This window comes from Stutzerimonas sp. 21-1 (genome assembly GCF_056336065.1).
The window spans coordinates 3,252,734-3,278,133 of sequence record NZ_CM150500.1 but is presented as its reverse complement, the minus strand read 5'-3'; the positions used below and the strand labels follow the sequence as shown (position 1 = coordinate 3,278,133).

Sequence of the window (25,400 nt, the reverse complement as noted above, 5' to 3'; positions counted from 1 at the left end):
GAGAAATGCACAGGATGGCAATTCCGGATTTTCAAAGTGTCATGCGACCGGTGCTGCAGGCGGTTGGCGACGGCGTGCCGTTGCCGCTCAGCGCCCTGCGTGTGCGCATCGCCGATGTATTCCAGCTAACGGAAGAAGAGCGCAAGGAACGGCTGCCTTCGGGGAATCAGACCGTGATCAACAACCGGGTGGGCTGGGCCAGAACCTATCTGAACAAGGCTGGCCTGCTGACGATTCCGAGCAAGGGAATGGTGCAGATAACCGACCGGGGGCGGGAGGCGCTTGCCAGTGGCCCGGTGCGAATCACCGTGAGCTGGCTGAAGCAGTTTCCGGAGTTCGCCGATTTCCATACGGCTAAACCTCAGGTGCCAGATGCCGCCGTCGTTGTAGGCAGCGATCTGGCCGAAACCACGCCGGATGAGCAGTTGGCCGAAGCCTATCAGGCGTTGCAGCAATCCCTGGCAGACGAACTGCTGGCGCAGGTGCGGGCTGCTACGCCGAGCTTCTTCGAGCAGGTGGTGGTCGATCTGATGATCGCCATGGGCTACGGCGGTTCGCGAAAGGAGGCCGGCAAAGCGACCCAGCTCACCAACGACGATGGTATCGACGGCATCATCAAGGAAGACAAGCTCGGGTTGGATGTGATCTACCTGCAAGCCAAACGCTGGGCCAACACCGTGCACCGCCCGGAGATCGACAAGTTCATCGGCGCACTGACGCGAAAGCGAGCGCGCAAGGGCGTATTCATCACCACCTCGGACTTTTCTACTGGCGCGAAGGATGCGGCGCTCGGTCTGGATATCAAGGTCGTGCTGATCGACGGCATCGAGCTCGCCCGCCTGATGGTCGAACACAACCTCGGCGTGAGCGTGAAGCAGGTGTATGAGGTCAAGCAGATCGACAGCGACTACTTTTCCGAGGAGTGACTACGCCTGCGCTGTGAGGACCAACGCTCACGTGACTAGTGTGCGGCCCAGAGCCGCGAGCAATGCCAATAGAGATTCAGGCGCGTATCGAGGTAAAAGCGCAGGACTGTTTGCTGAGAACCTTCGACCGTCTTTCGACAGCGCAAAGAAAAAGCCCCGAGAATCTCAAGATTCTCGGGGCTTCGTGTTTGGTGGGCCGGGGGGATTTGAATCCCAAACTTCAATATCCCGGCCAAATCAAGGCTTCAGCGCATTATGCAAGAAACCTTGATTTGTTGGATTGCTCACGGGTTCTACCCCGTTAGCACGGACACTTTCAAGTAAGCTCACACCGAGCTGAAGGAGTGTTCATGAAGCGCAAGAAATACAGTCCCGAGTTCAAGCGGGAAGCCATCGAGCTGGTTCGTCGTTCAGGGGCCAGCTGCCGACAGGTGGCCCTAGAGATTGGTGTGGCTCCCAACCTGCTCACCCGCTGGGTTCGGGAGGCGCAACCAGGCACTGAGAAAGTCTTCCCTGGAACGGGAAGTCCGCGGGATGAGGAGCTTGCCCGTCTCAAGCGCGAGTTGGCCCGAGTAACCAAGGAACGTGATTTTTTAAGAGACGCGGCAGCGTACTTTGCCAAGGAGTCATCGAGCGGTACACGGTGATCCAGCGCTGCCGCAACGAGTACCCGGTACGATTGATGTGCCGTTGCCTGAAGGTTTCTGCCAGCGGCTATTACGCCTGGCAGGATCGTGAACCAAGTGCGCGAGCTCAGGAGAATGCGCGCTTGGTGAAGCGCATTCGGGAGATTCACGAGGACAGCCGGGGCGTGATTGGAGCGCCACGAATGCACGAGGATTTGCTCGACGAGGGCGAAGTCGTCAGCCTGAACCGAGTTGCTCGCCTGATGGCGGCTGAGCGAATTCAAGGCTGGCCACGCCGGAAACGACGTGGCTTTGGAAGAGCCGTCAGTGGCCGCCCAGCAGGCGTGAAAAACCTGCTGGAGCGCGATTTCACCGCGCAGGAGCCGGAGCGCAAGTGGGTCACGGACATCACGGAAATAGCCACACTGGAAGGCAAGCTTTTCCTATGTGTGGTGCTCGACTTGTACAGCAAGCTGGTGATCGGTTGGTCGATGCATCACCGCCAGGATCGGCAGATGGTGATTCGAGCAGTGGAGATGGCGATTTGGCAGCGCCAGGGTGACTGGTCAGTAATCCTGCATTCGGATCGCGGTAGCCAATTCACCAGCACCGACTACCAGCGCTTTCTGAATCGCAACACGCTGGTCTGCAGCATGAGTGCCGTCGGGCATTGCGGCGACAACGCAGCCTGTGAAGGCTTCTTCGGTCAGCTCAAACGGGAGCGGGTTGCCCATCAGTCGTATCGAACTCGTGATGAAGCACGGGCGGATTTATTCGACTACATCGAGCGGTTTCATAACCCACGAATGCGTCGTAGAGTCGCCAGGCAAGATCTGAAGTTTTCAGCCCTTTTCAAACCGTCCGTGGAAACGGGGTAGAACCCGGGGCTGATTCGACAGCAGGTCACGCTGCTGGCTCCTGAGCTGCTGGGGCTCAACGTCAACGTATTCATTCACGTCAGCCTGGAGAAGCAGGTAGTCGATGCGCTGGCGCGTTTCGAGAGTGCCATCGCCGAACGCCCGGAGGTGATGGAATGCTATTTGATGACAGGGGATGCCGATTACCTGCTCCGCGTGCTGGTGCCTGACATCCAGGCGCTGGAGCGCTTCATCCTCGATCACCTAACCAAGATTCCCGGCGTCGCGAATATTCGCTCGAGCTTCGCGCTGAAGCAGGTGCGCTACAAGACGGCGCTGCCGTTGCCACCCAACGGTTTGGTCGTTGGATGATACGGGTTCCGAAGGTAGGGTCGCTCATTCGGCAGTACTACCAAAAACCCTACCGCTGCGAGTACGTGCTCGCTCGCTAACTTGCCTGTGTCGCGCTGAGCCATTCGCGTGGGCTTTTGCCGACCTTGCGGCGGATGGACGAACCATTCGGTGCACTGGATGTGAAGTGGCCGAAGCGGCGCTTCGCAAAGCTGTCGCACGAAGCCGCAAGGAACCTGGCTGCGACCAGTACCAGCTGCATGAAGACAGCGAGCGGCCGGACAGGTTGGTCATGATCGAGCGTTGGCGAGACGAGGCGGCGCTACAAGACCATCTTGAAGGGCCGGTCTTTCGAGAGCTGGCCGAAACGCTTGAAGCGCATATCACGCTCGACGTGATGAAGCTGTCGTTGCTGGCTTGAAGCCGTAGCGTCTCGGCCGCCAGAACTGTGGGATGCGATACTGGTTCTGGCAGCTGCTATCTAGCATTGCCGTTCAAGCGATCAGGCCAGGATCAGGCGCGAGCGGCGGCAGCTCCTGTTTCAGCGGATCAAGACGACTGCGCAACAGTGCATGTAATTGCTGAACGGCCGGCGAATATTGCTTGCGATGCGGGCACACCAGGTTCAACGGTGTGGGCTCGCCTTGGTAGTGAGCCAGCACTATCTCCAGCCGTCCCGCCTCAATGTCATCGTGTACGTCCAGCCAGGATTTGTAGGCCAGTCCTTCCCCCGCTACCGCCAAGCGTCGCACGATGTCGGCATCGTTGCTGAAAAGTGGACCGGTGACTTGCACTGTCTGATCACCTACCTGCCAGCAGTCATGCGCACGCCCATTGAGCGAATACAGCAGACAGTGATGCTGGGCTAGATCGGTGGGCTTTTGAGGTCTGCCGTTACGTTCTAGATAATCGGGAGCGCCCACCAGAACACGGCGGTTCCAGGGAGCTAGCGGCAATGCCACCCAGCTCGCATCGTCAAACACGCCGTAGCGCAGGGCAACGTCGACCGGATCTCGAAAAACATCCGCCACTTGATCGGAAATTAGTAGACGAAGACTGAGCGCTGGATGCTGACGGCGAAACTCGGAAAGCCATAACAACAGCAGGTTGCGCCCTAGATCTGATGGAGCCGAAACCTGCAGCAAACCCTGCAGCTGGGTACTTTCCCGGCGTATCCGGTCTTGACCTTCGTGCAACGTATCTAGCGCCTCGCGGGCAAACGGCAAGTACTGCTCTCCTTCGGCAGTCAGCCGCAGGCTGCGCGTAGAACGAGCGAATAGACGGATATCCAGCTCTCGCTCGAGGCGTTTGATCGCCGCAGCCACCTGGCCTGGAAGCAGGCCGACCTCGCGAGCGACGTTGGAGAAGCTACCCAGCGCGGCTGTGCGCACGAAAAGCTGAAGATCTTCGAACCGAACCATTTTCACACCTGTGGTGAAAGTGCTGGCTGATTTTGAGTCTTTTTCCAGGGGTATGGGAAGACGAAGATGCCCCTACGTTTCGCTTGTACCTGACCTTCAAGGATTGCCCACATGAAAGCTATCGTCTTCACCGAATACGGCCTGCCAATCGACGACCCTCGAGCATTGTTCGACAGTGAGCTGCCAGAACCTACCCCTGGGCCGCACGACCTGCTGGTGCAGGTCAGGGCCATCGCGGTGAACCCGGTCGATACCAAGGTCCGTTCTGGCAAGGGTGCTACCGAGCAGCCCAAGGTGCTCGGCTGGGACGCGGTTGGCGTAGTGCGTGCCGTAGGCGCCGACGTAGCGCTGTTCCAACCCGGCGATGAAGTCTTCTATGCCGGCGCCATCGACCGTCCAGGCAGCTACAGCGAGTTGCATCTGGTCGACGAACGCATCGTCGGGCGCAAGCCGCGCAGCCTGGACGATGCCAGTGCCGCCGCTTTGCCGCTGACGTCGATCACTGCCTGGGAACTGCTGTTCGACCGCCTCGGCATGAGCGAGGGCGGTGGAGCAGGGCAGAGTCTGCTGATCCTGGGTGCCGGCGGCGGCGTGGGTTCGATCCTGACGCAATTGGCCCGCCAGTTGACCGGCCTGCAGGTGATCGGCACCGCTTCGCGCCCGGAAACCCGGGAATGGGTCAGCGCCCTGGGTGCGCATCATGTGATCGACCACAGCCGGCCGCTGGCCGAGCAGCTAAAGGGCATTGGTATCGAGGCGGTGGATCACGTGATCAGCCTCACCCACACCGACAGCTACCTTGCTCAACTGGTCGAGGTGTTGCGGCCCCAAGGCCATCTGGCGCTGATCGACGATCCGGCCGTGCTCGATGTAGTGCCGCTCAAGCGCAAGTCGCTGGCGCTGCACTGGGAGCTGATGTTCACCCGCTCGCTGTACGGGACGGACGACATGATCAAGCAGCACCAGTTGCTCAACCGTGTGGCGGAGCTGATCGACGCCGGTGTGCTTAAGACGACTGTAGGCGAGCATTTTGGCCGCATCGAGGCGGCCAACCTGCGGCGTGCCCATGCACTGATCGAAAGCGGCAAAGCCATGGGCAAGATCGTCCTGGAAGGCTTCTGACTTATCCATGGACCAGCGCCCGCCGCGCGGGCAGGAGACTCATCATGCGCATCGAAAAACGGTTTCGCCACACACTGTTGGCCTTGGCGCTCGCCAGTCCAGTCACCTTCGCCACGCCACTTCAGCCGCTGCCGGCGAGCGCTGCGTCGGCTCGGCCGATTGGAGTGATTGACCAGGTATTTGCATTCCATGACGCCATGCCCACCGGCGTCACCGTCAGCGAGACCGGGCGTATCTTCGTCAACTTCCCGCGCTGGGGCGACGCCGTGCCTTTCACCGTTGCTGAAATTCGAGACGGGAAGGTCCAGCCTTACCCCAATGCAGCCATCAATACCGACGATCCGGACGACCCGGCCAAGGGATTCATCAGTGTGCAAAGCGTGGTCGCCGACGGCATGGGGCGTATCTGGGTGCTGGACACCGCTGCGCCGGAATTCTCCACGCCGCGTCCCGGCGGTGCGAAGCTGGTCGCCATCGACCTGGCCAGCAACCGGGTGGTCAAGACCCTGGTCTTTCCACCTGAGGTGATACTGCCGAGCACCTATGTCAACGACATGCGCTTCGACTTCCGGGTGGGCAAGCAAGGCACGGTTTACGTGACCGATTCATCCGTGTCCGGCCCTGGCGGCATCATCGTCATGGATATCGCCAGTGGTAAAGCCAGCCGTCGGTTGAGCGGCGCAGCACAGACCTCTGTCGACCCGGACTTCGTGCCGGTCGTGGAGGGCAGACCGGCGCTACTGACCAAAGGCACCGATGGCAAGCCGAAGGCGCTGGGGGTGGCTTCCGACGGCATCGCTTTATCCGCGGATGGAAAAGACCTCTATTTCTCTCCGTTGTCCAGTCGCCACCTGTACGCCGTGTCAACTGCACTGTTGCGCGACCCAGCTGTGAGCGAGGCACAGCTGCAGGCTGCCGTGCGTAACCTGGGTGAGAAGGGCGCCTCCGATGGCCTCGAGGCGGATGCCGAGGGTGCCGTTTACGCCACCGACTACGAACACAACGGAATTCGCAAGCGCCTGCCTGACGGCACGTGGCAAACCATTGTCCATGACCCGCGGGTGCTCTGGCCGGACACCCTTTCCATCGGCCCGGACGGCTATCTGTATTTCACCGCCAACCAGCTGCATCGCTCACCTGGCTTCAACGGTGGCCAGGACCTGCGTAGCAAGCCCTACAGCCTGTTGCGGGTAAAAATCGATGCAGCGCCGGCACCTACGCACTGAGACGGCCTCCGCCTACGCAGCTGCAATCGGAAAAACGTTGACTTCGGACTGTGCCCGAGACGCGCGTCTGCGGGCGAGGTGAAGCCATGAAACCGATCATCCGTCTCGGTTACATCGACCTGAGCTTTCATGCGGCGAGTGCCGCGCTGGTGCAGCGCGTACTTGAACGCCACGACTATGAGGTTCAGGTCAGTGCCGCGCCACATGAAGACATGTTCCGCCGCTATGGTGCCGGCGCTGTCGACATGCTGGCCTCGGCCTGGCTGCCGGCGAGCCATGGAGACTACCTGGCGCCTTATGCCGCGCAAACACGCACGCTCGGCGTACTGTACCGGCCTTACTGCATCTGGGCGTGCCGGACTATGTTCCCGTCGACGCGGTACAGAGCGTCGCGGATCTCCTTCGCCCCGAGGTCGCTACACGAATGACGCGGCTGATCCAGGGCATCAATCCCGGCGCCGGCATCAGCCGCTTCTCCAGGGCGATTGTCCAGCAATACGGCCTCGATCGGCTCGGATATCACTTCGAGAACGGTACTCAGGCCGATTGCTTCGTGCGCTACGAACAAGCCCATGCACGGCGCGAATGGTACGTCGTGCCACTCTGGCATCCGCAGTTCCTGCATCACTCACACCGCATTCGCCCCTTGGACGAACCCCTGGGGCTGCTCGGTGGCCAGGATGACGCAACGCTGATCGTGAGCGAGCCATTTGCCCGCGATATGCCCGCGGCATTGCTCGAGGAACTGAACCGCCTCAGTCCAGGCAACGAAGTCATTAGCGAACTTGATCACTCGATCTGCCGCGATGGGATGTCAGCGCTGCAAGCCGCCGACGCGTGGCTGGCTCGCAGCGTTGCCCTTTGAAAACACTATCTGACAGGAGAAACCACCAATGGAACTCGCCAGCCTCGCCAAACGTCGCTATACCACCAAGGCTTTTGACGCCAGCCGCAAGATTCCGCAGGCGTCCATCGACGCGTTGCTTGAACAACTGCGCCACAGTCCGTCCTCGGTGAACTCGCAACCCTGGCACTTCGTCATTGCATCTACCGACGAAGGCAAGGCGCGAATCGCCAAGGGAACCGAGGGTAGCTTTGCCTACAACGCACCCAAGGTCCTAAAGGCTTCGCATGTGATCGTGTTGTGCAGCCGTAACGACATGACCGAGGAACACCTGCAGGCGCTGCTAGATCAGGAAGCGCGTGATGGCCGTTTCCATAGCGAGGATGCCAGGGTCGGGCAGGACAATGCCCGCCGCGGTTACGTAGCACTGCACCGCTATGACCAGAAGGACCTGCAGCATTGGATGGAAAAGCAGACCTATCTTGCGCTGGGAACCCTGCTGCTGGGTGCTGCCGCGCTTGGTCTGGACGCTACGCCAATGGAAGGCTTCGATTTCAAGAAGCTCGATGAGGAGCTGGGGCTGCGGGCGCAGGGCCTTACCAGTCTGGTGCTGGTCGCGCTTGGCTATCGTGACGAAACCGATTTCAATGCCGGTCTACCAAAGTCGCGTCTGCCAGCGGAGCAGGTTTTCACTCATATTTAAGAAACAGGCCCCCCTGAATCGACGAGCAAGCGGGCGCCACTCGGCTTCCTGATGGCAGGGTTTCGCCAGCGGCTTCTTTTCTGAAACAACGAGCAGCCGCTACGACAGGGCTTGATCGATCCAAGCAACCCTGGATGGTACCGATCAGCCCTATGGAAACGCCGGGGGGGAGCGGCGCGCGAAGCGGCGATGATGAGGGGCCGCCTCGCGATGCCCTATAGGCGACGCTTGCGCTCATCGATTCACATCTACCACCACGCGACCGCGAACCTTGCCATTAAGTAACTGTTCGACGACCGGCATGGCCTCGCTCAGGCCAATCTCATGGGTGATCTGATCGAGTAGCGAGAGGTCCAGGTCAGTGCAAAGACGCTCCCAGGCCTCGACACGCTCCTTGTAGGAACGGGTGACGCTGTTGATGCCAAGCAGACTTACACCGCGCAAGATGAAGGGCGCCACCGTTGCTGGGAATTCCATCCCTTGAGCTAGGCCGCAAGCAGCAACGACCCCATCAGCGTGCGTACCGGCGCATACGTTAGCAAGCGTATGGCTACCGACCGAGTCGATTGCCGCGGCCCATCGCTCTTTCGCAAGGGCTCGCCCGGGATTGGACAGCTCGTTGCGATCGATGACGGTAGCTGCGCCTAAGCGCTTGAGATATTCCGTTTCGCAGATTCGGCCTGTCGCGGCGATCACCTGGTAGCCTCGGCGCGCCAGCAGCGCAATGGCGAAGCTGCCAACACCGCCATTGGCCCCCGTTACGAGTACCTCGCCACGCGCCGGCGTCAGGCCATGACGCTCGAGGGCTAACAGACAAAGCATCGCTGTATAGCCTGCAGTTCCTATTGCCATGGCCTGGCGTTCGCTCAAACCCTTCGGCAGCGGGATCAACCAATCCCCCCGCAGCCTGGCTTTCTGGGCCAATCCTCCCCAGTGGCTTTCACCTACGCCCCATCCGTTTAGCAAAACTCGGTCACCAACCTGATAGTGCGGGTGATTGCTGGTTTCAACCGTTCCGGCCAGGTCAATGCCCGGGATCATCGGGAATTGGCGGACGACCGGGCTCTTGCCGCTGATAGCCAAGCCGTCCTTGTAGTTGAGCGTGCTGTAGCTCACGCGGACGGTAACATCGCCAGCCGGGAGCTGCTCGTCATGCAGGTCAGCTAACTGGGCTTGGTATCCGTCTGTATTCTCAATAAGAATCGCCTTGAACATCTTCACCTCCTATTTAGACCGATCGTCTATTAATTCCCAAAAAATTTAACGGCCAATCGCCGCAAAGAATCCTTCGCTGAAGATTTCCAGCGGGCGCACATCGCGGCTCAATTTGCTGCGAAGCACTGCGCCTTCCCAGCCAATCCAAAAAAAAGCGGCTAGAGAATCGCAGTCGCTATCGCTGTCTATCTGTCCTTGGCTCGCGGCTTCACGCAGACAGCAAGCCAGACGTTCCTGCCAATCAATCAGCGTATGCTCCAGCGTCAGACGGAAGCTCTCAGGCAAGGCCATGATCTCCTGTCCAAGGTTGCCCACCAGGCAACCGCGGCGGAATTCGTACTTAGCCATACCCTCCTTGGCATCCTCGACGAAGTTTCGTATGCGCTGGAGCGGTGGGTCCGCCTCGTTGAGCAGCAGGAGATCCAGTTTCCGGGCAAAGCGGCTTGCATAGCGGTCCAATACCGCCTGTCCAAAGGCTTCTTTACTATTGAAGTAGTGATAGAACGAGCCCTTGGGAACATTGATCCGCTTCAACACGCTGTCGATACCTGTCGCCGCAAAGCCCTGCTCGCTCAACACTTCCATCCCGCACCGAAGCAGCGCGTCGTGGGTGTCTTCACGCTCACGAGGAACCTTTGGGGGACGGCCGCGACGGGCTACTGGTTTTGCACTAGTCATGACAGCATAATAGACCGATCGTCTCAAATATCAAGACAGCAACAACTGGGTGCTCAAATGTGCAAGGGGCTTCACGGGAGTATTGCGCAGCCGAAACTGCTCGCCTGCCATCGGCGTGCCGAACTCAATGAGGATCAACAAGTGGTACATGGTGATGGACAAGAGGCAAAGCCCCCTCGCTGCATCTGCAATGGGAGATTGCGATCCGCTGTCGTCTGGTTCAAAGAAGATATATCCAGGGCTCCCTGGAAAGCAGCCAGGCAGATGGTGAAACGTGCCAGGTATTGGTTTCTGTAGATACCTCCGGCATCGTTACGCCTGCAGGGTCATCCCGGAAATGGCACACGCTGCGGGAGCTATCGTGATCTATGTCAGTCTTGCGGACGTCTCCCTCGTTAATGCCAACGAGTTGATGTTGATTGGCCGTGCATCCGTGGTGCTGCCAGCGCTTTTCAAATTCAGGCGGTGACAGGACAGCAGGCTGCGGTTCGCGAGCGACTACAGGCACGGCGATAAAAGCATGAACTCGTCGTATACGATCAACCTGCACGGCCATTCGCTGAGGGACGGTCTGCGGCGTCGCAAGAAGCTCGATGCTCTGGCCAAGCGGCTGCGGGATCCCATCGCCTCGCGGATCGATCCGCAAGCCTATGCGCATGATCGCCAGGCAGGTGCTTCTCCGAAGACGCTCAACAATGAGCTGGGCTATCTGCGCGCGGTGTACAACGAGCTTCGTGGCCTCGCCGTCATCAAGTACGAAAACCCGTTGGCGCTGGTGAAGCCGTTGAAGATCCAGGAGCGTGAGCTTTCATGGCTGACGAACGAGCAGATCGCCGAGCTGCTGGAGTCGATCCGCAACGGCTGCGATAACCCGCATGTCGAGCTGGTCGCGACGATCTGTCTGGCAACCGGGGTGCGATGGTCTGAGGCCGAGAAGCTGCAGCCAGGATCTATCCGAAACGGGGTCATCACCTTCAGCAGGACTAAGAGCGGCAAGGTTCGGTCGGTCCCGATCTCACCGGAGCTGGAAAAGAAGATAACGAAGCACTGGAAGCGTCACGGGCATTTCACCCCGGCGATAACCTCGTTCCGGCGTGCGCTGGCAAGAACCACGATCAGGTTACCGAAAGGGCAGGCCGCTCATGCACTCCGGCACACCTTCGCCAGCCACTTCATCCAGAACGGCGGCAACATCCTCACGCTACAGAAGATCCTGGGCCATTCGAGCTTGGCCATGACGATGCGGTATGCGCATCTGGCACCGGATCATCTGCAGGATGCGGTACGGTTAGGGCCGGCTTTTTCCTAGTTGTCATTATTCCATTGATGGAATATTCCATAGGGGCTATATTTCGTATGACTTGGGACGTTGAGTACACCGATGAGTTTGGTGGCTGGTGGGAGTCACTCACTGCGGAGGAGCAGGAGTCCATAGCGGTCTCCGTGCGTTTGCTGGAAGACCGTGGGCCTTCGCTCGGATTCCCACATAGCAGCGCTATCAATGGGGCACGTCATGGGCATATGCGAGAGCTGAGAACCCAGCACAACGGGCGCCCGATACGAACGCTGTATGCATTCGATCCCAGGCGCTCGGCGATCCTGCTGATTGGCGGAGACAAGACGGGCGACAACCGCTGGTATGAAATCAACGTTCCGTTGGCAGATCGTCTCTATGACGAGCACCTGGAACAGCTTGAGAAGGAGGGCTGAACGATGGCCAAGAAATTCGCAGACTTACGCGCAAAGATGTCGCCAGAGGCTCAGGCTCGCGTGGAAGCCAAAGCCCAGGAGCTGCTTGCTGAAATGCCGCTGAACGAACTGCGCCAGGCACGTGGCTTGTCGCAGAAGATGCTGGCTGAGCTACTGCACGTACAGCAGCCGTCGATCGCGAAAATGGAAAAGCGCACCGACATGTATATCTCCACGCTGCGTAGCCACATCGAAGCAATGGGCGGGCAGCTCGAGGTCATCGCCCGGTTCCCTGATGGTTCGGTGAAGATCAGCAACTTCGCCGAGATCGAAGCTGCCGCTCAGCAAGCGTGAGTCTTCGACACTTCTTCGACACACGCTACGCCAGAAAGCAAAAACCCCTGAAATTCTCTAAGAAAATCAGGGGCTTATGTTTGCTTGAAGTGGTGGAGCCGGGGGGATTTGAATCCCAAACTTCAATATCCCGGCCAAATCAAGGCTTCAGCGCATTATGCAGGAAACCTTGATTTGTTGGATTGCTCACAGTGAGCGCGAGTATATGAACCTTTCGAGCCTTGTCAAGCATCGCATTCACCTATCTGTGAGAGTGGCTTTGCGTGCGTTGGCGAGTAGAGCTGCCCGCAGTCGGTTGGGTTTAGGCTGCGTTGAAGCCAACCCTGGTTTGTACCGATGTCGGACAGTCGCGACTCGCACACTGTGCGTAACTCTAGGCGACAGGCCTATCCACGGTAGTGGGAATGGGCAACAGCGAGTTGCGATAGGATGCTGCCGCGGTGAGTGGGAATTGCCTGGAAACACGTAACTTCGGCATGACCGCCAAATGCCGAACGTTATTGGTGCGTGCGAGCATGGCCGAATGAGAACTGATCCGGACGAATCAAGCGCCGCTCGGGACGATTTGAATACTTTAGAATGCTGCCTCAATCGAATTAACCGATTTGGGTCTTTATGAGCATGGCCGCCGCACAGGGAAACGTATTCCTAATCGACGATGACCCCTACATCCTCGAGCTCCATGCTGCGCTGCTTCGGTCGATACGGCTTAACGTTCATTGTTTTGCGTCGCCAACGGCGTTCCTGGATTCAAACGTCTCGTTGGACCGTGGCTGTATCTTGTCCGATGTGCGGATGCCGGTGATGGGGGGGCTGCAGCTTCAAGCCGAGTTGGTTTCGCGGGGCATTGATACACCGATTATCTTCATTACCGGCCATGCCGATGTTGCGACTGCGGTCGAGGCCATGCGCAGGGGCGCGTTTGACTATGTCGAAAAGCCTGTGCATGGCCAGCATTTGCTGGACCGAGTGAATGCTGCGTTGGCAGTGAGCGTGGAGCGGCATGATGAGCGCTTGCAGCGGCAGACTCGGGAAGCGCGGTTGTCACTGTTGACGGTGCAAGAGCGAAAGATCGCGCAATGGGTGGTGCAAGGCCTCTCCAGCCGGGAAATTGCGCAACTGGCAAGTCTTAGCGTGCGGACTGTGGAGAACCATCGCGCACGGCTGATGGAGAAATTGCACGTTTCATCTGTTGTTGAGCTTGTCCGTCTTTTGCTGTGACCACCTGCCTGCAGGGTAGATCTCCCCGCTGGGCTTGAGTAGTTCTACTCAAGCCATCAAAAAGCCAGCATCGGACAATCCTGGCTATTGCAATTAGCTGTGGGGTTGATCGGGCATGCGACATCCGAATGCGGGGCGGGTCCTGGCGCTAGCCAACGTCTTTCTCTGCGGGGCGTTGGCCGAGCCGTGGTGGCTAGGCGTGTCCTGGGGCGTGCTTGCGTTGGTACTGCTGCGACTTGTCAGTGGGCGTCGCGAGCGAAAGTTACTGCCAATCTCCGCCGGGGTCGTCCAACCAACCGCTGAACAGCAAACAAGCGACCGGCTTGAGACGCTCATCTGTGCTGTGACGCCCCTCTGGTCGCAGCATCTGGACCTCACTCGCAGTCAGGTACGTAGTGCCATTGACGGCCTATCCACTGGCTTCGCCGATTTGAGCCAGCGCTTGGTCGACGATGCGCCGCAAAACGGTCAGGAACAGAGTGGCCGGGCCATCGAAACCATCCGGCGCGCTGAGCTGGGCTTGCACAAGATCACTGACGCGTTGCTGCAAACCCAGCAGTACCGTGCGCTCCTGCTTGCCGAAATCGAGAGCATTGCCAGCCAAACCCAGGAATTGAGCCGGATGGCTGACCGCGTCGGAAAGATTGCCGATCAGACCAATCTGCTGGCGCTCAACGCGGCTATTGAGGCTGCACGAGCGGGTGAGGCTGGGCGTGGCTTTTCCGTGGTGGCCGACGAGGTGCGCAAGCTCTCCAACGAGTCGGGTGAGACCGGCAAGCTCATTCGCGAAACGGTGGCCACTGTCACCGAGGTGATCCAGCACGCTCAAGCGCTCTCCGAGTCCTTTGCCGCTCAAGAACAGAGTGTGGTTGAGCAATCGCAGGAACAGGTCGAGAGCATCGTGCAGGACTTCAACGAGACAGCCTCGGTGCTACAGGAGTCCCTGTGCCAGCTACAGCAGGAGCGTGGTGAGCTGGAAAGCGAGATCAACCAGTTGGTCGTGCACTTGCAGTTCCAGGATCGCGTCGACCAGATCCTGGGACATGTCAGTGATGACATGCAGCGTCTCGAACAGGCGCTAGCGGCTTCCAACGCTGACGGCAGTGAGTTACCGGCAGTTGGCGAGTGGCTCGAGCGCCTGAGCGGCACCTATACCACCCTGGAGCAGCGCGCTCTGCACGACGGCCGCGGGGCCGAACCAGGTGGCACTACTTCTTCCATCACATTCTTTTGAGTTGAGACAAGCATGAGCAAGACGATTCTAGTAATCGACGACTCGGCCAGCATGCGTCAGATGGTCAGCCTGACCCTGCGCGGCGGCGGCTACACCGTGGTAGAGGCGCAGGATGGCAAGGATGCGCTGAGCAAGCTGGACGGCCGCAAGTACAACCTCATCGTATCTGACGTGAATATGCCCAACATGGACGGCATCAGCTTCGTCAAGGCGGCCAAGCAAATGCCCGCCTACAAGTTCACGCCGGTGATCATGCTCACTACCGAAGGCAGTGAGGACAAGAAGCAGCAGGGCAAGGCTGCGGGCGTGCGTGCCTGGATCACCAAGCCGTTCCAGCCCACGGTATTGCTCGACGCCGTTTCCAAGCTGGTGATCTGAATGATCGCAATGGATAACCAGACCTCGGTGCTGCGCCTCGGTGGTGCCTTCACCATCGAACGCGCAGCCGAACTAAAGGCGCTGATGCTTGACGAGATTGAGCAGGGCGCCCCATCTGACGTCAGCCTGGAAGGCATCAGCGAAATTGATTGCGCGGGCCTGCAGCTACTGCTGGTGCTCCGTCGTCAGCTGCCATCCGTCCGCCTGACCGCACCTAGCCCGGCAGTCGAGCGGCTGTTCGGCCGACTACGACTCACGTCGTTGCTGGACAACTGAGGAAGTCTTCATGGATATGCAAGCCGTCCGTAGCGTGCTGCTTGACGAAGCACGCGAGCTGCTGGCCGAGATGGAGCAGGCGCTGCTGGCTATCGAGATACATGGATCCGACGGCGAGCGAATCAATGCGATTTTCCGCGCGGCGCACACGCTCAAGGGCTCCTCGGGCATGTTCAACCTTCACCTGGTGGTCGACTTCACCCATCTGATGGAAAACCTGCTGGTGAATGTACGAGCAGGCGAGCTGGCCATCGATGCGCAACTGGTTTCTCTCCTGCTCAATTGCGGCGATTACCTGAGCCGGCTGTTCGATAACGTTGCCGACGGTCGCGAAGCGCAGGATCCCGATCCGGTGTTGCGCGCCGCGCTATGCAGCGAGCTGAGCAGTTATCTGGGCAACGACCTGACGCCGATCGCGAATTCCGACGCTGGCGCCTCCGTAATTAGTGGAGGGCATTGGCGAATTTGCCTTCGTCCGGAGCCGCAGATATTCGCGCATGGCCTGGATCCCATTCCGTTCGTCCAGTACCTCGCCGATATGGGCGAAGTACTCTCTCTGGAGGTGCTGCAGGATGGCCTGCCAACCTTGGAAGCACTGGACCCCGAATGTTGCCACTTGGGCTTCGTGCTCGAGCTGCGGGCGGATGTCGCGCGCAGCACCATCGAACAGGCGCTGGAGTTCATCGAACAGGATTGCGAGATCCTGATCGAGGAGCTGTCGGCCATTGAGGTTCCGGGGTTCGAGGCGCCCGGCGTGCTGGTCGATGTATCGGAGCGCGGCCAGGGCGAGACGATGGACAATGCTCGGATACGTGCGGCGGAGCAGGTGTTCATCAAGGTCGATGCCCGCAAGCTCGACGAGCTGATCAACGCCGTCGGCGAACTGGTCATTCGCAACTCGGCCTGCAACAGCCATAGCGCCAGCCGCCATGACCCGGAGCTCAGCGAGCTGCTGGAGGGCGTGGGGCAGCTGGTCGAGCAGATCCGTGATCGTGCGCTGAACCTGCGGATGGTGCCCATCGGCGAGGTGTTCCAGCGCTTTCCACGGGTGGTCCGCGACGTGTGCCGCGAACTGGGCAAGCGGATCGACCTTAAGGTCAGTGGCGCCGATACCGAGCTGGACAAGTCCATGGTCGAGAAGCTGACCGACCCGCTGTTGCACATCGTGCGCAATGCGATGGATCACGGCATCGAGTCGGTCGAGGCTCGCCGGGCTGCCGGCAAGCCGGAGCAGGGCACGCTGTCGCTCAATGCCTATCATCGCTCCGGTGCCGTGGTCATCGAGATCAGCGACGACGGCCGCGGCCTGGATACCGAGCGCATCCTGCACAAGGCGATCGAGCGCGGACTGGTTGAGGAAGACGCTCACCTAGCCGAGCGTGACGTCCACAACCTGATCTTCGCGCCGGGGTTTTCCACCGCGGAAAAGGTGACCGATCTGTCCGGTCGAGGGGTGGGCATGGATGTGGTGCGCCAGAACATCGAGCAATTGCGTGGCAGCGTGGATATCGAGAGCAATCCCGGCCAAGGCTCGACCTTCCGCATCCAGTTGCCGCTGACCCTGGCGATCATCGATGGCTTCCAGGTCGCCGTAGGTGATGCCGACTTCGTGCTGCCGCTGGATCTGGTCGTCGAATGCCTGGAGTTCAGCGAACAGTCCGGCAGCGATGTGTTCAATCTGCGCGGGCAACCCTTGCCCTACCTGCGTCTGGCGGATCGCTTCGACATAGCGCGAAAACCGAGCGCTCGCGAATGCCTAGTGGTGGTGCAGTGCGGTGAGCAACGCGCCGGCATCGTGGTGGATCGCTTCGTCGGTGAGATCCAGGCGGTCATTAAGCCACTGGGCAACTTGCTCAGCAGCATGCGCGGCTTCAGCGGCTCAACGATTCTCGGCGATGGCAGTGTTGCCCTGCTGCTCGATATTCCCGCGCTGGTCAGCAGCGCCGCGTGACGGACGTTTCCGTCGTTCAACTTCTTTTTCGATTCAAGCTCGAGGCTAACGATGAATTGGTTCATGAAACTCAGTCTGGCTAAAAAGCTGCTCAGCGCATTCTTCACGTTGGCATTGATCGCTGCGGGGATGGGCCTCTATGGCCTGAGCAACATCATCTCGATCGGTCAATCGCTGAATGGGTTGTACCAGAACAACCTGGTGGCGACGGCTAAAGCGCAGAATGCCTACAGCCAGTACCTGATCTACACGCGCACCGCGCTGCGGCTATTGACGCAGGAAGGTGTCGAGCGAGAGGAAACCGTCAAGCGTGCAATCCTGTACCGTCAGGTTTCGCAGGAAGCGTTCGACGAGTACCGCAAGACGGTGATGACCGACGCAGAAATCAAGATTGCCGACAAGATCCAGCAGGGTCTGAATACCTACATTGCCGGAGTGCAGAGCGCGCTGGCGCTGGCGCGCGAGGATCGGACTGCCGAAGGCATGGCCATCATCAACGGGTCGCTACGGCCGATCTCCCACGAAATCGAAAGCAATTTCGAGGCGCTGGTGGCCGAGATGCTGAAGCAGGGCGCCGCAGCGGATCAGGCGGCTGCGGATACCGTCGCCTCGATGAAGGTCGTCATGGGTATCGTCATCGCGCTAGCGGTGCTGGCAGCGATTCTCTTCGGCCTGTTTCTGACCCGTGTGGTCGTGGGTCAGCTGGGCGGTGAGCCGGATTACGCTCGGGATGTCGTGCAGCGTATTGCTCAGGGCGACCTGACGGTGAAGGTCAACCTGCGCAAGGGCGACGAGGACAGCCTGCTCGCCGCGATGAATGGCATGGTCGCACGATTGACCGATGTCATCGGCCAGGTCACCGCTTCTGCCAACTCGCTGGCTTCGGCTTCCGAGCAGGTTTCCGCCTCGTCCGGCACGCTCAGCCAGAACGCGACCGAGCAGGCATCCAGCGTCGAGGAAATCAGCGCCTCCATCGAGGAGACCGCAGCCACCGTCACACAGAATGCGGAAAACGCCGGCCTTACCGACAGCATGGCCACTCAGTCCGCGAGTTCGGCGAAGGAGGGCGGCGAGGCGGTACGCGAAACCGTCGACGCCATGAAGTCCATTGCCGACAAAATCAGCATCATCGATGACATCGCGTACCAGACCAACCTGCTGGCGCTGAATGCGGCCATCGAGGCAGCCCGTGCCGGCGATCACGGCAAGGGCTTCGCCGTAGTGGCCGCAGAGGTCCGCAAGCTGGCCGAACGGTCTCAGGTGGCGGCGCAGGAGATCGGTGCACTGGCCGGGTCCAGCGTGAAGATGTCCGAGCGTGCCGGCACGCTGCTGGAAGAGATGCTGCCGTCCATCGGCAAGACCGCCGATCTGGTCAAGGAAATCGCTGCCGCGTCACAGGAACAGCGCTCCGGGATCGATCAGATCAACGGCGCCATCGTCGAGCTTTCCAAGACGACCCAGGCCAACGCCTCGGCCTCCGAAGAGCTTTCCGCTACCGCCGATGAGATGAGCAGCCAGGCGCTGCAACTACAGAGTGTCATGCAGTTCTTCAAAACCGAGCAGCGTGCGGAGCGGGCTTCGGGCAATGCGCGCAGCGTGCGTCCGACGAGCCCTCGCGGTGCGCAGCAGGTCGTCGCCTCGACGGATGCCGTCGACGAAAAACTCTTCGTTAGCTTTTGAGGTGTTCCATGGCTGAGTCCGAGGAAAATCTCGAACTGGTACGTCAGTATCTGATGTTCAACCTGGGTGGCGAAACCTATGGCGTGGGGATCCACGCCATCCGCGAGATCATTGAGTACCCCGGGGTCACGGCGATACCGTTGGCGCCGCGTTTCCTTCATGGGGTGATCAACCTGCGTGGCGCCGTGGTACCGGTGCTCGATCTGTCGGTACGCTTCGGCCAGGAGCCCACCCGCATCAACCGTCGAACCTGCATCGTGGTCGTGGAAGTCGCGCAGGGCGACAACTTGCACATGCTCGGTGTGCTGGTCGACGGCGTGACCGAGGTGCGTGAGGTGGAGCCGGGCGAAGTAGAGCGCAAGCCGCAGTTCGGCACCGGCCTGCGCAATGACTTCGTCATCGGCATGCTGCGTCGCGAGCAGGGCTTCATCCCGATCCTCGATATCGCCTCGGTGTTGTCGCTGGTCGAGCTGGAAACGCTCATCGAGGCGGGTTCCGGTGCCGATGTCGCTGTCGCGGGATAACACCGATGAAGCCGCTCAGCGCCGCGAACTTTCAGCAGATCCAGCAATGGCTGTACCAGACCGCTGGCATTCTCATCACGGCGCAGAAAAGCTCGATGGTGGTCAGCCGGCTCTGGCGCCGGGTCGATGAGCTGGGGTTGGGAGACTTCGAGGCCTATCTCGCCCATGTTTTCAGTCCGGCAGGGAAGGCGGAGCGAGCGGAGATGCTCGACCGCCTGACCACTAACGAGACCTACTTCTTCCGCGAGCCGGCACATTTCGCCCGGCTCAAGAACCAGATCATCCCCAGCTGTGACGAGCGGCCGATGAAGGTCTGGTGCGCGGCGTCATCGACTGGCGAGGAGCCTTACAGCCTGGCGATGGTGCTGGCCGATCAGCTGGGTGAAGACGGCTGGCAGCTGGTAGCCAGCGACATTTGTGGCCGGGCGCTGCAGCAGGCACGTAGCGGCCTGTATCGCCTGGACCGCCTGGAACTGTTGCCGGTCGACTACCTCAAACGCTTCTGCCGGCGCGGAACGGGTTCTTATCAAGGAATGATGATGATCGATTCGGCGCTGCGCGCCCGAGTGCGTTTCGAGCAGCACAATCTGCTGTGCCCCTGGCCGGAGGCGGGTGGATTCGACGTGATCTTTCTGCGTAATGTCCTGATCTATTTTGATCAGCCGACACGTCAGCGGGTGATCGGCAACCTTTGTGCGGCGCTGCGTCCAGGCGGATGGCTGATCATCGGCCATTGCGAATCGCTGACCGGTATTCGCTTGCCGCTGCAGCAGTTGGCGCCGTCGATCTACCGTGCGCCGGAATCGTCAGCAGCACGGAAGGTGTCGGCATGATCAAGGTGATGATCGTCGATGATTCGGCCGTGGTGCGCTCGATGCTGCGCGAACAGCTGGAGGCTGAGCCGGACATTGAGGTGATCGGTGTCGCGCCCGATCCGTTGTTTGCGTTCCAGAAGCTGCGTACCCTGCGCCCCGACGTGCTGGTGGTCGATGTGGAGATGCCGCGGATGGACGGGGTGACGTTCCTGCGTCAGCTGATGCAGAACGACCCCATTGCCACCATCGTGTTTTCCTCCCTGGCCGAACAGGGCTCGGCCATCGCACTGGATGCGATGGATGCCGGTGCGGTGGCGATCCTGTGCAAGCCCGGCGCTGGCGTCGGACAGTTCATCCAGGAACAGCGTACGCAGCTGGTGCAGACGGTGCGGCAGGCGGCTGCCAGCCGCCTGCGCCGCGTGGCGCGTCCGACTGGGGTCGCAAGCAGCGGTGTTTCGCCCTTGGTCAGCACGGCGCTGAGTCGCACCACTGATGCGATCGTTGCCATTGGCACCTCCACTGGCGGAACGCGGGCGTTGGAATATCTGCTCAAGCGGATGCCAAAGGACTGCACCGGACTGGTTATCGTCCAGCACATGCCGGCCAACTTCACCCGGCAGTTCGCGCAGCGGCTCGACGCGGCTTGTGACATTGAGGTTCGCGAGGCCCAGGATGGCGACCGCGTCCTGCCGGGGCGGGCACTGATTGCACCGGGCGGTTTGCACCTGAGTGTCCGGCGCAATGGTGCGCAATATCAGGTGATGGTGCAGGACGGCCCGCCCGTCTCACGCCACAAGCCTTCGGTCGACGTGCTGTTCCGTTCGCTGGCCAAAGCGGCGGGGCGCAACGCGCTCGGTGTCATCATGACCGGCATGGGGGATGATGGCGCCCGAGGCTTGAAGGCCATGCGCGAGGCCGGTGCGACAACCCTGGCTCAGGATGAAGAAAGCTGCGTGGTTTTCGGAATGCCAAAGGAGGCAATTCGGCTGGGTGGCGTAGAGCAGATTTGTAACTTGGAGGATCTGCCCGAGCGGATCGCTCATTACGGGCAGAAATCGTGACAGCATTGAACTCATTGATAGCGGACGGGTTGGACGACCTCCCGGAGGTCGTTCGACAACGGCAGGTTCTGATTGTCGAGGACAGCCCCTTTCAGCGCGAGCTGCTCTGTGCACTGTTGAACACGCTCGGCCTCCATCACATCCAGCAGGCCGATGATGGAAGCGCTGCGTTGGCTATGCTGCAGCAGTGCCGCCACGACCTGCCGCTACTGCTGGTCGATCTGGAAATGCCGGGCATGAATGGCATTGAGTTGCTGCAGCGTCTGGGCGAGCAGCGGATTCTGTGCGAGGTAGTGGTCGTAAGCGCTCGGGAAGAGGCGTTGATCAGTACGGTTGAGGGCATGTTGCAAGCGGCCGGCGTGCCCTTGCTCGGAAGCCTGCGAAAACCGATCGAGGGCCGGGACCTGCATCGTCTGCTGTCGCTGGCTGGCTATCGGCGGGGGGAGCAGGTTGGCTGCGAGCGCATGCGATCTCGCCCTACCGAGGCGGAGCTTGAGTCAGCGATCAAGCACGGTTGCATCCGGCCGTTTTACCAGCCGAAAGTCGACCTAAGAAGCGGAAGCGTTACGGGGTACGAAGTCCTTGCGCGTTGGCAGGAGCCGGAAGGAGAGCTGATCCTGCCAGCTGATTTCATTCCCCTCGCTACCGGAAGCGGTCAGCTCTGCGAGTTGACCTTCAGTCTCGTGCGGCAAGCAATGCAGCATTTGCTGAACTTGCAAGATGAGACTGTCAGCATCTCCCTGAACGTTGATATTAGTTTGCTGGCTAATCGTCATTTCGCCGACGATCTCATTCATGTGGTGGCGACCGCACAATGTCGTCCCACCCAGGTAATCCTTGAAGTCACCGAGAGTGCGCTGATGGATGATCCTCTGGTGACGCTAGCGTCTGTCGGACGTCTGCGCCTCGCGGGTTTTGGCCTCTCGATAGACGACTACGGCACGGGTTTCTCGACCCTCCGTCAACTCTCACGCCTGCCTTTTACGGAGCTCAAGATTGATCGTGCTTTCGTCCGCGAGGCACATCAGAACCGGCGCGCACGGGCGATCCTGTATTCGGCGATCGAAACTGGGCACAAGCTCGGGTTGCCTTGTGTAGCCGAAGGAATTGAGTGCAAGGAAGATCTTATGCTGCTCGAGCTGCTGGGTTGTCATTCCGGACAGGGTTACCTGTTCGCACGGCCGATGCCGGCCGAACTGCTCGCAGATTGGCACCAGCAGCACAGGGGACGCACATCCCTCAGTGAATGGTGTGCTCAGTGAGGCGTACGGGATGATGAGGCTTTCCCTCCCACTCGGGCCAATAGGCGCCTGCGTGCTGTTGGTATTACTTACCATCGCGGCGCTACAAACAGTGCGTAGCAAGGTGGCCGCCAATAACGCCGCTCAATTCGAAAAGCAGATGGTGGTGATACAGGGCCTTCTGCAGTACTGGCAGCAACGTCACCTTATCGCTGTCGGCACGCTGGCGGAGCTGCACGACATGCGTGCCTGGGTAGCCATGCAACTGGAGGCTGCTGAACCGGACGCCTTGGGACACCTGCCCGAACATCTTCGCTCGCTGTATCTAGTACAGGGGTATGCCGGGCACGTACTGTTCGACGGCAACCTGCGGGTGATAAGCGACAGCAACCTTACCTCTCGACGTGACTTCGCATTGCCCGTACTGGCCACCGAGACCCTGCTGCGGAGCCAGAAAGAGGGCGGAGCAATGTCACGCCCGTTTCCGGCTCCTGTGCCGTTACTGAACGCAGGGCAGGTGCTGCCGTCAGGTACGCTCATGCAAATGGCCTGTGCTCCGATTGCAATGGAACAAGGAGAAGGGTTCCGTCCGCCTGTTCTATGCCTGCGGTTGGCGCTCGACAACGAACTGGATTCGTTGCTAGCAAGACTCAAGGGTCCACAAACCCGGGTATTTGCCGTAGACGACAATGGAATGCACCTAACGGCTGCTGCGATTGCCGATACATCGCCCTTGCCAAATGGGCTGGTACTTGGGCCTGACCAGAACTCGGTCAGCTATTACGAGGGCTATCGCAATCACGAGGGTGCGCTGGTAGCGGGCGCGGCATTATGGTTGGACGAGCTCAACCTCGGGCTGGTGATCGAGCATGACCTAAGACCGCTTTATGGCGCCTACCGGCTTGGACGCAACCTGATCCTGGCGTTATGCCTTCTAGCCGTCTCCCTGGTGATCTGGCTGACATTGCGAACTCGGCGTGACCAGCAGCGCTTGGCCGAGCGCGAAGCGCTTTACCGACAGGTGCTCGACCATCTGCCGCTGATGGTGCGCATACGCGATCCTGAAGGACGTGTGAAACTCGAGAACAACGCGGTGCGGGGTTCTGATGTCGAGAGCTGGGGGAGCCTCGACTTGTGCGGTGTCGAGTCGAGCAGCCGACTGCCTCCCTTGAGCCGGTCGGTATGGGAGGCGCAGCGGGAGGCTTTGCGTTCGGGAGCGCCCCAGGAACGCCAGTTCATATCGAGCGGAGAGAGCGAAGGCAAGGCCGATTTTCGAGCTTACCGCCTGATTGCCTTCCCCATCCTCGACAATAAGGGCGAGCTTCGTGCGTTAGGCAGTCTAGCGATCGAGGAAACCGATCAGGCTCGCGATCGACTTGCGTTGCGCGAACTGGCTACCGACCTGGAAAGACAGGTGCAAGAGCGCACCGCCGAGCTGATGGCAGCCAAGGAGCAGGCCGAGTCTGCTGCCCAGGCCAAGGCCAACTTCCTTGCCAATATGAGCCACGAGATTCGATCGCCGCTCAATGCCGTAGTAGGCCTGGCGCATCTGGCCCGACGAAGCAATCGTGAGGCAAAGGTGAATGTCTACTTGGACAAGATTCTCAAGTCTGCCGAGCATCTGCAGGAAGTCGTCGGCGACATCCTTGACTTCAGCAAGATCGAAGCGGGCGAGATGCAGGTCGAACGTGTTCCGTTTGCCCTACGCCGGTTGCTGGACAGCGTCGTAGACATCGTTTGGGAGCGGGCCAGCGGAAAGCCGATCCGGCTGATCGTGGATGTCGATCCCCGTTTGCCCGGCTGGTTCAAGGGTGATCCGCTGCGAATCGTACAAATCCTCATTAACTTCATGGATAACGCGATTAAGTTCACGGATCGGGGCTGCATTTCTCTGCGGGTCTGTCTCGAGGAGCGTCGCGACACCGATTGCGAGCTGTGCTTCGAGGTGCAGGACACAGGCATTGGCATGCCCGCAGAGCGGCTGGACGAGATGTTTACACCGTTCCAGCAGATGGATGACTCCATAACCCGCCGCTACGGTGGAACGGGTCTGGGTTTGGCGATTTGTTCCCAGCTGGCTGGCCTCTTAGGTGGGCAGATCATCGCGCGAAGCGAGCCGAATATGGGCAGTTTGTTCGGGGTTCGGCTCAGGTTGGAAATTGTCCCGGAGGTTATGGGTGATGAGGAACAGGATATCTGTTCAAGTAGCAGTTCCTCTCTTCCCGGTAAGCGGATATTGCTCGTTGATGACGACCCGCTGAATCGAGATGTGGCACGCGAACATCTCACCTCACTTGGGCTGGATGTGGTGATGGCGACGAATGGTGCAGATGCCCTGCGATGCCTGGGTTCGCAGGAGGGCATCGATTTAGTGCTTCTAGACGTCCAGATGCCGGTCATGGATGGATTGGAGACGGTACAAAGGCTTCGGCCCAACCATCCCGACCTGCCCGTCATTGCCCTGACCGCCAGCAACATGCACGGTGATCGTGAGCGCTGCCTGGCAGTCGGTATGAGCGATTTCCTAGCGAAGCCGGTTGACCCCCGACATCTGGAGGCCATGCTTGAACGGTGGCTGTGCCGGCCTTTGGAAAGGCAAAGCTCCAATGGCGATTCGGTAGGTCGTGTGCGCCTTCCCGTGATCCCGGGGGTCGATCAGCATGCTGCGTTGGATCGTTTGCTGAACAATCAGGAACTTTACGTCAATCTGCTCAAGCGCCTCGTCGACGATTATTCATCGGTAGCTGACGACCTGAAGAGCTGCCTGGAGAAGAATCAGGTAGAAGAGGCACTGGAAATTCTTCACAAGTTCAAATCAATAGCGGGGACTATAGGAGCTGGCCGACTTCAGAGACTCAGCATCGAACTAGAAGCCTGTCTTAGTGGCAGCGTTGGTTGGAGCGATGAGTTCACTCGATTCAATCACGAGTTCGACCGGCTACTTAATGCTGTAAGAGATGCCCTGAAGTAATGATCCGCTCGGGGGCGGCTTAAGGCTGTAATGTCT

Annotated in this window: 25 protein-coding genes and 1 pseudogene; 23 read left to right on the top strand and 3 right to left on the bottom strand. The window is 59.8% G+C overall.

Annotation, left to right across the window (positions count from 1 at the left end; all coding sequences use genetic code 11):
- Positions 1-14: 14 nt before the first annotated feature.
- The 4 genes and pseudogenes from AC0ZJQ_RS15840 (at position 15) to AC0ZJQ_RS15825 (ending at position 3,181) form a co-directional block, all read left to right on the top strand.
- Complete coding sequence (locus tag AC0ZJQ_RS15840; RefSeq protein WP_314017895.1) at positions 15-926, top strand: restriction endonuclease; 912 nt, start codon at positions 15-17, stop codon at positions 924-926.
- A 350-nt stretch (positions 927-1,276) separates the two neighbouring features.
- Positions 1,277-2,430 (top strand): IS3 family transposase gene (locus AC0ZJQ_RS15835; RefSeq protein ID WP_253165161.1). Its coding sequence is split into 2 segments (ribosomal slippage): positions 1,277-1,523 and positions 1,523-2,430, totalling 1,155 coding nucleotides; the frame shifts between segments, so codons are not numbered across the junction.
- A gap of 6 nt (positions 2,431-2,436) precedes the next feature.
- Positions 2,437-2,781 (top strand): annotated as a pseudogene (locus AC0ZJQ_RS15830) (Lrp/AsnC family transcriptional regulator); the annotation flags it as partial.
- Positions 2,782-2,947: 166 nt separating this feature from the next.
- Positions 2,948-3,181, top strand: a complete 234-nt coding sequence (locus tag AC0ZJQ_RS15825) for a putative quinol monooxygenase (protein ID WP_312114610.1) — start codon at positions 2,948-2,950, stop codon at positions 3,179-3,181.
- Positions 3,182-3,254: 73 nt separating this feature from the next.
- Here AC0ZJQ_RS15825 and AC0ZJQ_RS15820 read toward each other — a convergent pair whose 3' ends face one another.
- Entirely contained in the window at positions 3,255-4,181 is a 927-nt protein-coding gene (locus AC0ZJQ_RS15820; protein WP_181097287.1) for a LysR family transcriptional regulator, read from the bottom strand.
- 111 nt (positions 4,182-4,292) lie between these two features.
- Here AC0ZJQ_RS15820 and AC0ZJQ_RS15815 point away from each other — a divergent pair, with 111 nt between their 5' ends.
- From AC0ZJQ_RS15815 to nfsB, 5 genes are all read left to right on the top strand, one after another.
- Positions 4,293-5,303 (top strand): zinc-binding alcohol dehydrogenase family protein, encoded by a 1,011-nt coding sequence (locus AC0ZJQ_RS15815; RefSeq protein WP_181097288.1) that lies wholly within the window; start codon positions 4,293-4,295, stop codon positions 5,301-5,303.
- A 44-nt stretch (positions 5,304-5,347) separates the two neighbouring features.
- Positions 5,348-6,529, top strand: a complete 1,182-nt coding sequence (locus AC0ZJQ_RS15810) for a major royal jelly family protein (protein ID WP_258189746.1) — start codon at positions 5,348-5,350, stop codon at positions 6,527-6,529.
- Positions 6,530-6,615: 86 nt separating this feature from the next.
- Positions 6,616-6,957, top strand: a complete 342-nt coding sequence (locus AC0ZJQ_RS15805) for a glycine betaine ABC transporter substrate-binding protein (RefSeq protein ID WP_217496799.1) — start codon at positions 6,616-6,618, stop codon at positions 6,955-6,957.
- Positions 6,882-7,394 (top strand): glycine betaine ABC transporter substrate-binding protein, encoded by a 513-nt coding sequence (locus AC0ZJQ_RS15800; protein WP_313223786.1) that lies wholly within the window; start codon positions 6,882-6,884, stop codon positions 7,392-7,394. Before AC0ZJQ_RS15805 ends, AC0ZJQ_RS15800 begins: the two co-directional genes overlap by 76 nt.
- A gap of 28 nt (positions 7,395-7,422) precedes the next feature.
- Positions 7,423-8,076, top strand: coding sequence for an oxygen-insensitive NAD(P)H nitroreductase (gene nfsB, locus AC0ZJQ_RS15795; protein WP_015275845.1), 654 nt, complete (start codon positions 7,423-7,425; stop codon positions 8,074-8,076).
- A 234-nt stretch (positions 8,077-8,310) separates the two neighbouring features.
- Here the strand turns inward: nfsB and acuI are convergent, their stop codons facing one another.
- The gene (acuI, locus tag AC0ZJQ_RS15790; RefSeq protein WP_301619101.1) at positions 8,311-9,291 is read right to left on the bottom strand and encodes an acrylyl-CoA reductase (NADPH); all 981 of its coding nucleotides are present in this window, start codon (positions 9,289-9,291) and stop codon (positions 8,311-8,313) included.
- Positions 9,292-9,336: 45 nt separating this feature from the next.
- Positions 9,337-9,969 carry an acrylate utilization transcriptional regulator AcuR gene (gene acuR, locus AC0ZJQ_RS15785; protein WP_301619100.1) on the bottom strand — a complete coding sequence of 211 codons (633 nt, stop codon included), beginning with the start codon at positions 9,967-9,969 and terminating at the stop codon, positions 9,337-9,339.
- Between the two features lie 520 nt (positions 9,970-10,489).
- On the opposite strand from acuR, the gene AC0ZJQ_RS15780 reads away from it, so the two are divergent.
- The 14 genes from AC0ZJQ_RS15780 to AC0ZJQ_RS15715 all read left to right on the top strand — a co-directional run bounded on the left by AC0ZJQ_RS15780 (position 10,490) and on the right by AC0ZJQ_RS15715 (position 25,364).
- Complete coding sequence (locus AC0ZJQ_RS15780; RefSeq protein ID WP_476476902.1) at positions 10,490-11,278, top strand: phage integrase; 789 nt, start codon at positions 10,490-10,492, stop codon at positions 11,276-11,278.
- Between the two features lie 47 nt (positions 11,279-11,325).
- Positions 11,326-11,679 (top strand): type II toxin-antitoxin system RelE/ParE family toxin, encoded by a 354-nt coding sequence (locus AC0ZJQ_RS15775; RefSeq protein WP_049340868.1) that lies wholly within the window; start codon positions 11,326-11,328, stop codon positions 11,677-11,679.
- Positions 11,680-11,682: 3 nt separating this feature from the next.
- Complete coding sequence (locus tag AC0ZJQ_RS15770; protein ID WP_037038764.1) at positions 11,683-12,012, top strand: XRE family transcriptional regulator; 330 nt, start codon at positions 11,683-11,685, stop codon at positions 12,010-12,012.
- A gap of 615 nt (positions 12,013-12,627) precedes the next feature.
- Positions 12,628-13,233 (top strand): response regulator transcription factor, encoded by a 606-nt coding sequence (locus AC0ZJQ_RS15765; RefSeq protein WP_476476901.1) that lies wholly within the window; start codon positions 12,628-12,630, stop codon positions 13,231-13,233.
- 115 nt (positions 13,234-13,348) lie between these two features.
- Positions 13,349-14,467, top strand: coding sequence for a methyl-accepting chemotaxis protein (locus AC0ZJQ_RS15760; protein ID WP_476476900.1), 1,119 nt, complete (start codon positions 13,349-13,351; stop codon positions 14,465-14,467).
- 12 nt (positions 14,468-14,479) lie between these two features.
- The gene (locus AC0ZJQ_RS15755; RefSeq protein WP_061373389.1) at positions 14,480-14,845 is read left to right on the top strand and encodes a response regulator; all 366 of its coding nucleotides are present in this window, start codon (positions 14,480-14,482) and stop codon (positions 14,843-14,845) included.
- Positions 14,846-15,121, top strand: coding sequence for an STAS domain-containing protein (locus AC0ZJQ_RS15750; protein WP_061373390.1), 276 nt, complete (start codon positions 14,846-14,848; stop codon positions 15,119-15,121).
- Between the two features lie 10 nt (positions 15,122-15,131).
- The gene (locus tag AC0ZJQ_RS15745; protein WP_476476899.1) at positions 15,132-17,072 is read left to right on the top strand and encodes a chemotaxis protein CheA; all 1,941 of its coding nucleotides are present in this window, start codon (positions 15,132-15,134) and stop codon (positions 17,070-17,072) included.
- Positions 17,073-17,135: 63 nt separating this feature from the next.
- Positions 17,136-18,752 carry a methyl-accepting chemotaxis protein gene (locus tag AC0ZJQ_RS15740; protein WP_476476898.1) on the top strand — a complete coding sequence of 539 codons (1,617 nt, stop codon included), beginning with the start codon at positions 17,136-17,138 and terminating at the stop codon, positions 18,750-18,752.
- Positions 18,753-18,760: 8 nt separating this feature from the next.
- Positions 18,761-19,276 carry a chemotaxis protein CheW gene (locus tag AC0ZJQ_RS15735; RefSeq protein ID WP_476476897.1) on the top strand — a complete coding sequence of 172 codons (516 nt, stop codon included), beginning with the start codon at positions 18,761-18,763 and terminating at the stop codon, positions 19,274-19,276.
- A gap of 5 nt (positions 19,277-19,281) precedes the next feature.
- Positions 19,282-20,109 carry a CheR family methyltransferase gene (locus AC0ZJQ_RS15730; protein WP_476476896.1) on the top strand — a complete coding sequence of 276 codons (828 nt, stop codon included), beginning with the start codon at positions 19,282-19,284 and terminating at the stop codon, positions 20,107-20,109.
- A complete protein-coding gene (locus tag AC0ZJQ_RS15725; protein ID WP_476476895.1) occupies positions 20,106-21,152 on the top strand; it encodes a protein-glutamate methylesterase/protein-glutamine glutaminase in 1,047 nt (348 codons plus the stop codon). The genes AC0ZJQ_RS15730 and AC0ZJQ_RS15725 overlap by 4 nt, the downstream gene beginning before the upstream one ends.
- Positions 21,149-22,414, top strand: a complete 1,266-nt coding sequence (locus AC0ZJQ_RS15720; RefSeq protein WP_476476894.1) for an EAL domain-containing response regulator — start codon at positions 21,149-21,151, stop codon at positions 22,412-22,414. Before AC0ZJQ_RS15725 ends, AC0ZJQ_RS15720 begins: the two co-directional genes overlap by 4 nt.
- Before the next feature lie 52 nt (positions 22,415-22,466).
- Positions 22,467-25,364 carry a response regulator gene (locus AC0ZJQ_RS15715; RefSeq protein ID WP_476476893.1) on the top strand — a complete coding sequence of 966 codons (2,898 nt, stop codon included), beginning with the start codon at positions 22,467-22,469 and terminating at the stop codon, positions 25,362-25,364.
- The last annotated feature ends 36 nt before the right edge of the window (positions 25,365-25,400 follow it).

What these genes read in the sequence shown, in the direction of transcription:
- AC0ZJQ_RS15840 (WP_314017895.1), top strand. Translation starts at nt 15, where the DNA reads ATGGCAATTCCGGATTTTCAAAGTGTCATGCGACCGGTGCTGCAGGCG.
- AC0ZJQ_RS15820 (WP_181097287.1), bottom strand. Translation starts at nt 4,181, where the DNA reads ATGGTTCGGTTCGAAGATCTTCAGCTTTTCGTGCGCACAGCCGCGCTG.
- AC0ZJQ_RS15815 (WP_181097288.1), top strand. Translation starts at nt 4,293, where the DNA reads ATGAAAGCTATCGTCTTCACCGAATACGGCCTGCCAATCGACGACCCT.
- AC0ZJQ_RS15810 (WP_258189746.1), top strand. Translation starts at nt 5,348, where the DNA reads ATGCGCATCGAAAAACGGTTTCGCCACACACTGTTGGCCTTGGCGCTC.
- AC0ZJQ_RS15805 (WP_217496799.1), top strand. Translation starts at nt 6,616, where the DNA reads ATGAAACCGATCATCCGTCTCGGTTACATCGACCTGAGCTTTCATGCG.
- nfsB (WP_015275845.1), top strand. Translation starts at nt 7,423, where the DNA reads ATGGAACTCGCCAGCCTCGCCAAACGTCGCTATACCACCAAGGCTTTT.
- acuI (WP_301619101.1), bottom strand. Translation starts at nt 9,291, where the DNA reads ATGTTCAAGGCGATTCTTATTGAGAATACAGACGGATACCAAGCCCAG.
- acuR (WP_301619100.1), bottom strand. Translation starts at nt 9,969, where the DNA reads ATGACTAGTGCAAAACCAGTAGCCCGTCGCGGCCGTCCCCCAAAGGTT.
- AC0ZJQ_RS15780 (WP_476476902.1), top strand. Translation starts at nt 10,490, where the DNA reads ATGAACTCGTCGTATACGATCAACCTGCACGGCCATTCGCTGAGGGAC.
- AC0ZJQ_RS15775 (WP_049340868.1), top strand. Translation starts at nt 11,326, where the DNA reads ATGACTTGGGACGTTGAGTACACCGATGAGTTTGGTGGCTGGTGGGAG.
- AC0ZJQ_RS15770 (WP_037038764.1), top strand. Translation starts at nt 11,683, where the DNA reads ATGGCCAAGAAATTCGCAGACTTACGCGCAAAGATGTCGCCAGAGGCT.
- AC0ZJQ_RS15765 (WP_476476901.1), top strand. Translation starts at nt 12,628, where the DNA reads ATGAGCATGGCCGCCGCACAGGGAAACGTATTCCTAATCGACGATGAC.
- AC0ZJQ_RS15760 (WP_476476900.1), top strand. Translation starts at nt 13,349, where the DNA reads ATGCGACATCCGAATGCGGGGCGGGTCCTGGCGCTAGCCAACGTCTTT.
- AC0ZJQ_RS15755 (WP_061373389.1), top strand. Translation starts at nt 14,480, where the DNA reads ATGAGCAAGACGATTCTAGTAATCGACGACTCGGCCAGCATGCGTCAG.
- AC0ZJQ_RS15750 (WP_061373390.1), top strand. Translation starts at nt 14,846, where the DNA reads ATGATCGCAATGGATAACCAGACCTCGGTGCTGCGCCTCGGTGGTGCC.
- AC0ZJQ_RS15745 (WP_476476899.1), top strand. Translation starts at nt 15,132, where the DNA reads ATGGATATGCAAGCCGTCCGTAGCGTGCTGCTTGACGAAGCACGCGAG.
- AC0ZJQ_RS15740 (WP_476476898.1), top strand. Translation starts at nt 17,136, where the DNA reads ATGAAACTCAGTCTGGCTAAAAAGCTGCTCAGCGCATTCTTCACGTTG.
- AC0ZJQ_RS15735 (WP_476476897.1), top strand. Translation starts at nt 18,761, where the DNA reads ATGGCTGAGTCCGAGGAAAATCTCGAACTGGTACGTCAGTATCTGATG.
- AC0ZJQ_RS15730 (WP_476476896.1), top strand. Translation starts at nt 19,282, where the DNA reads ATGAAGCCGCTCAGCGCCGCGAACTTTCAGCAGATCCAGCAATGGCTG.
- AC0ZJQ_RS15725 (WP_476476895.1), top strand. Translation starts at nt 20,106, where the DNA reads ATGATCAAGGTGATGATCGTCGATGATTCGGCCGTGGTGCGCTCGATG.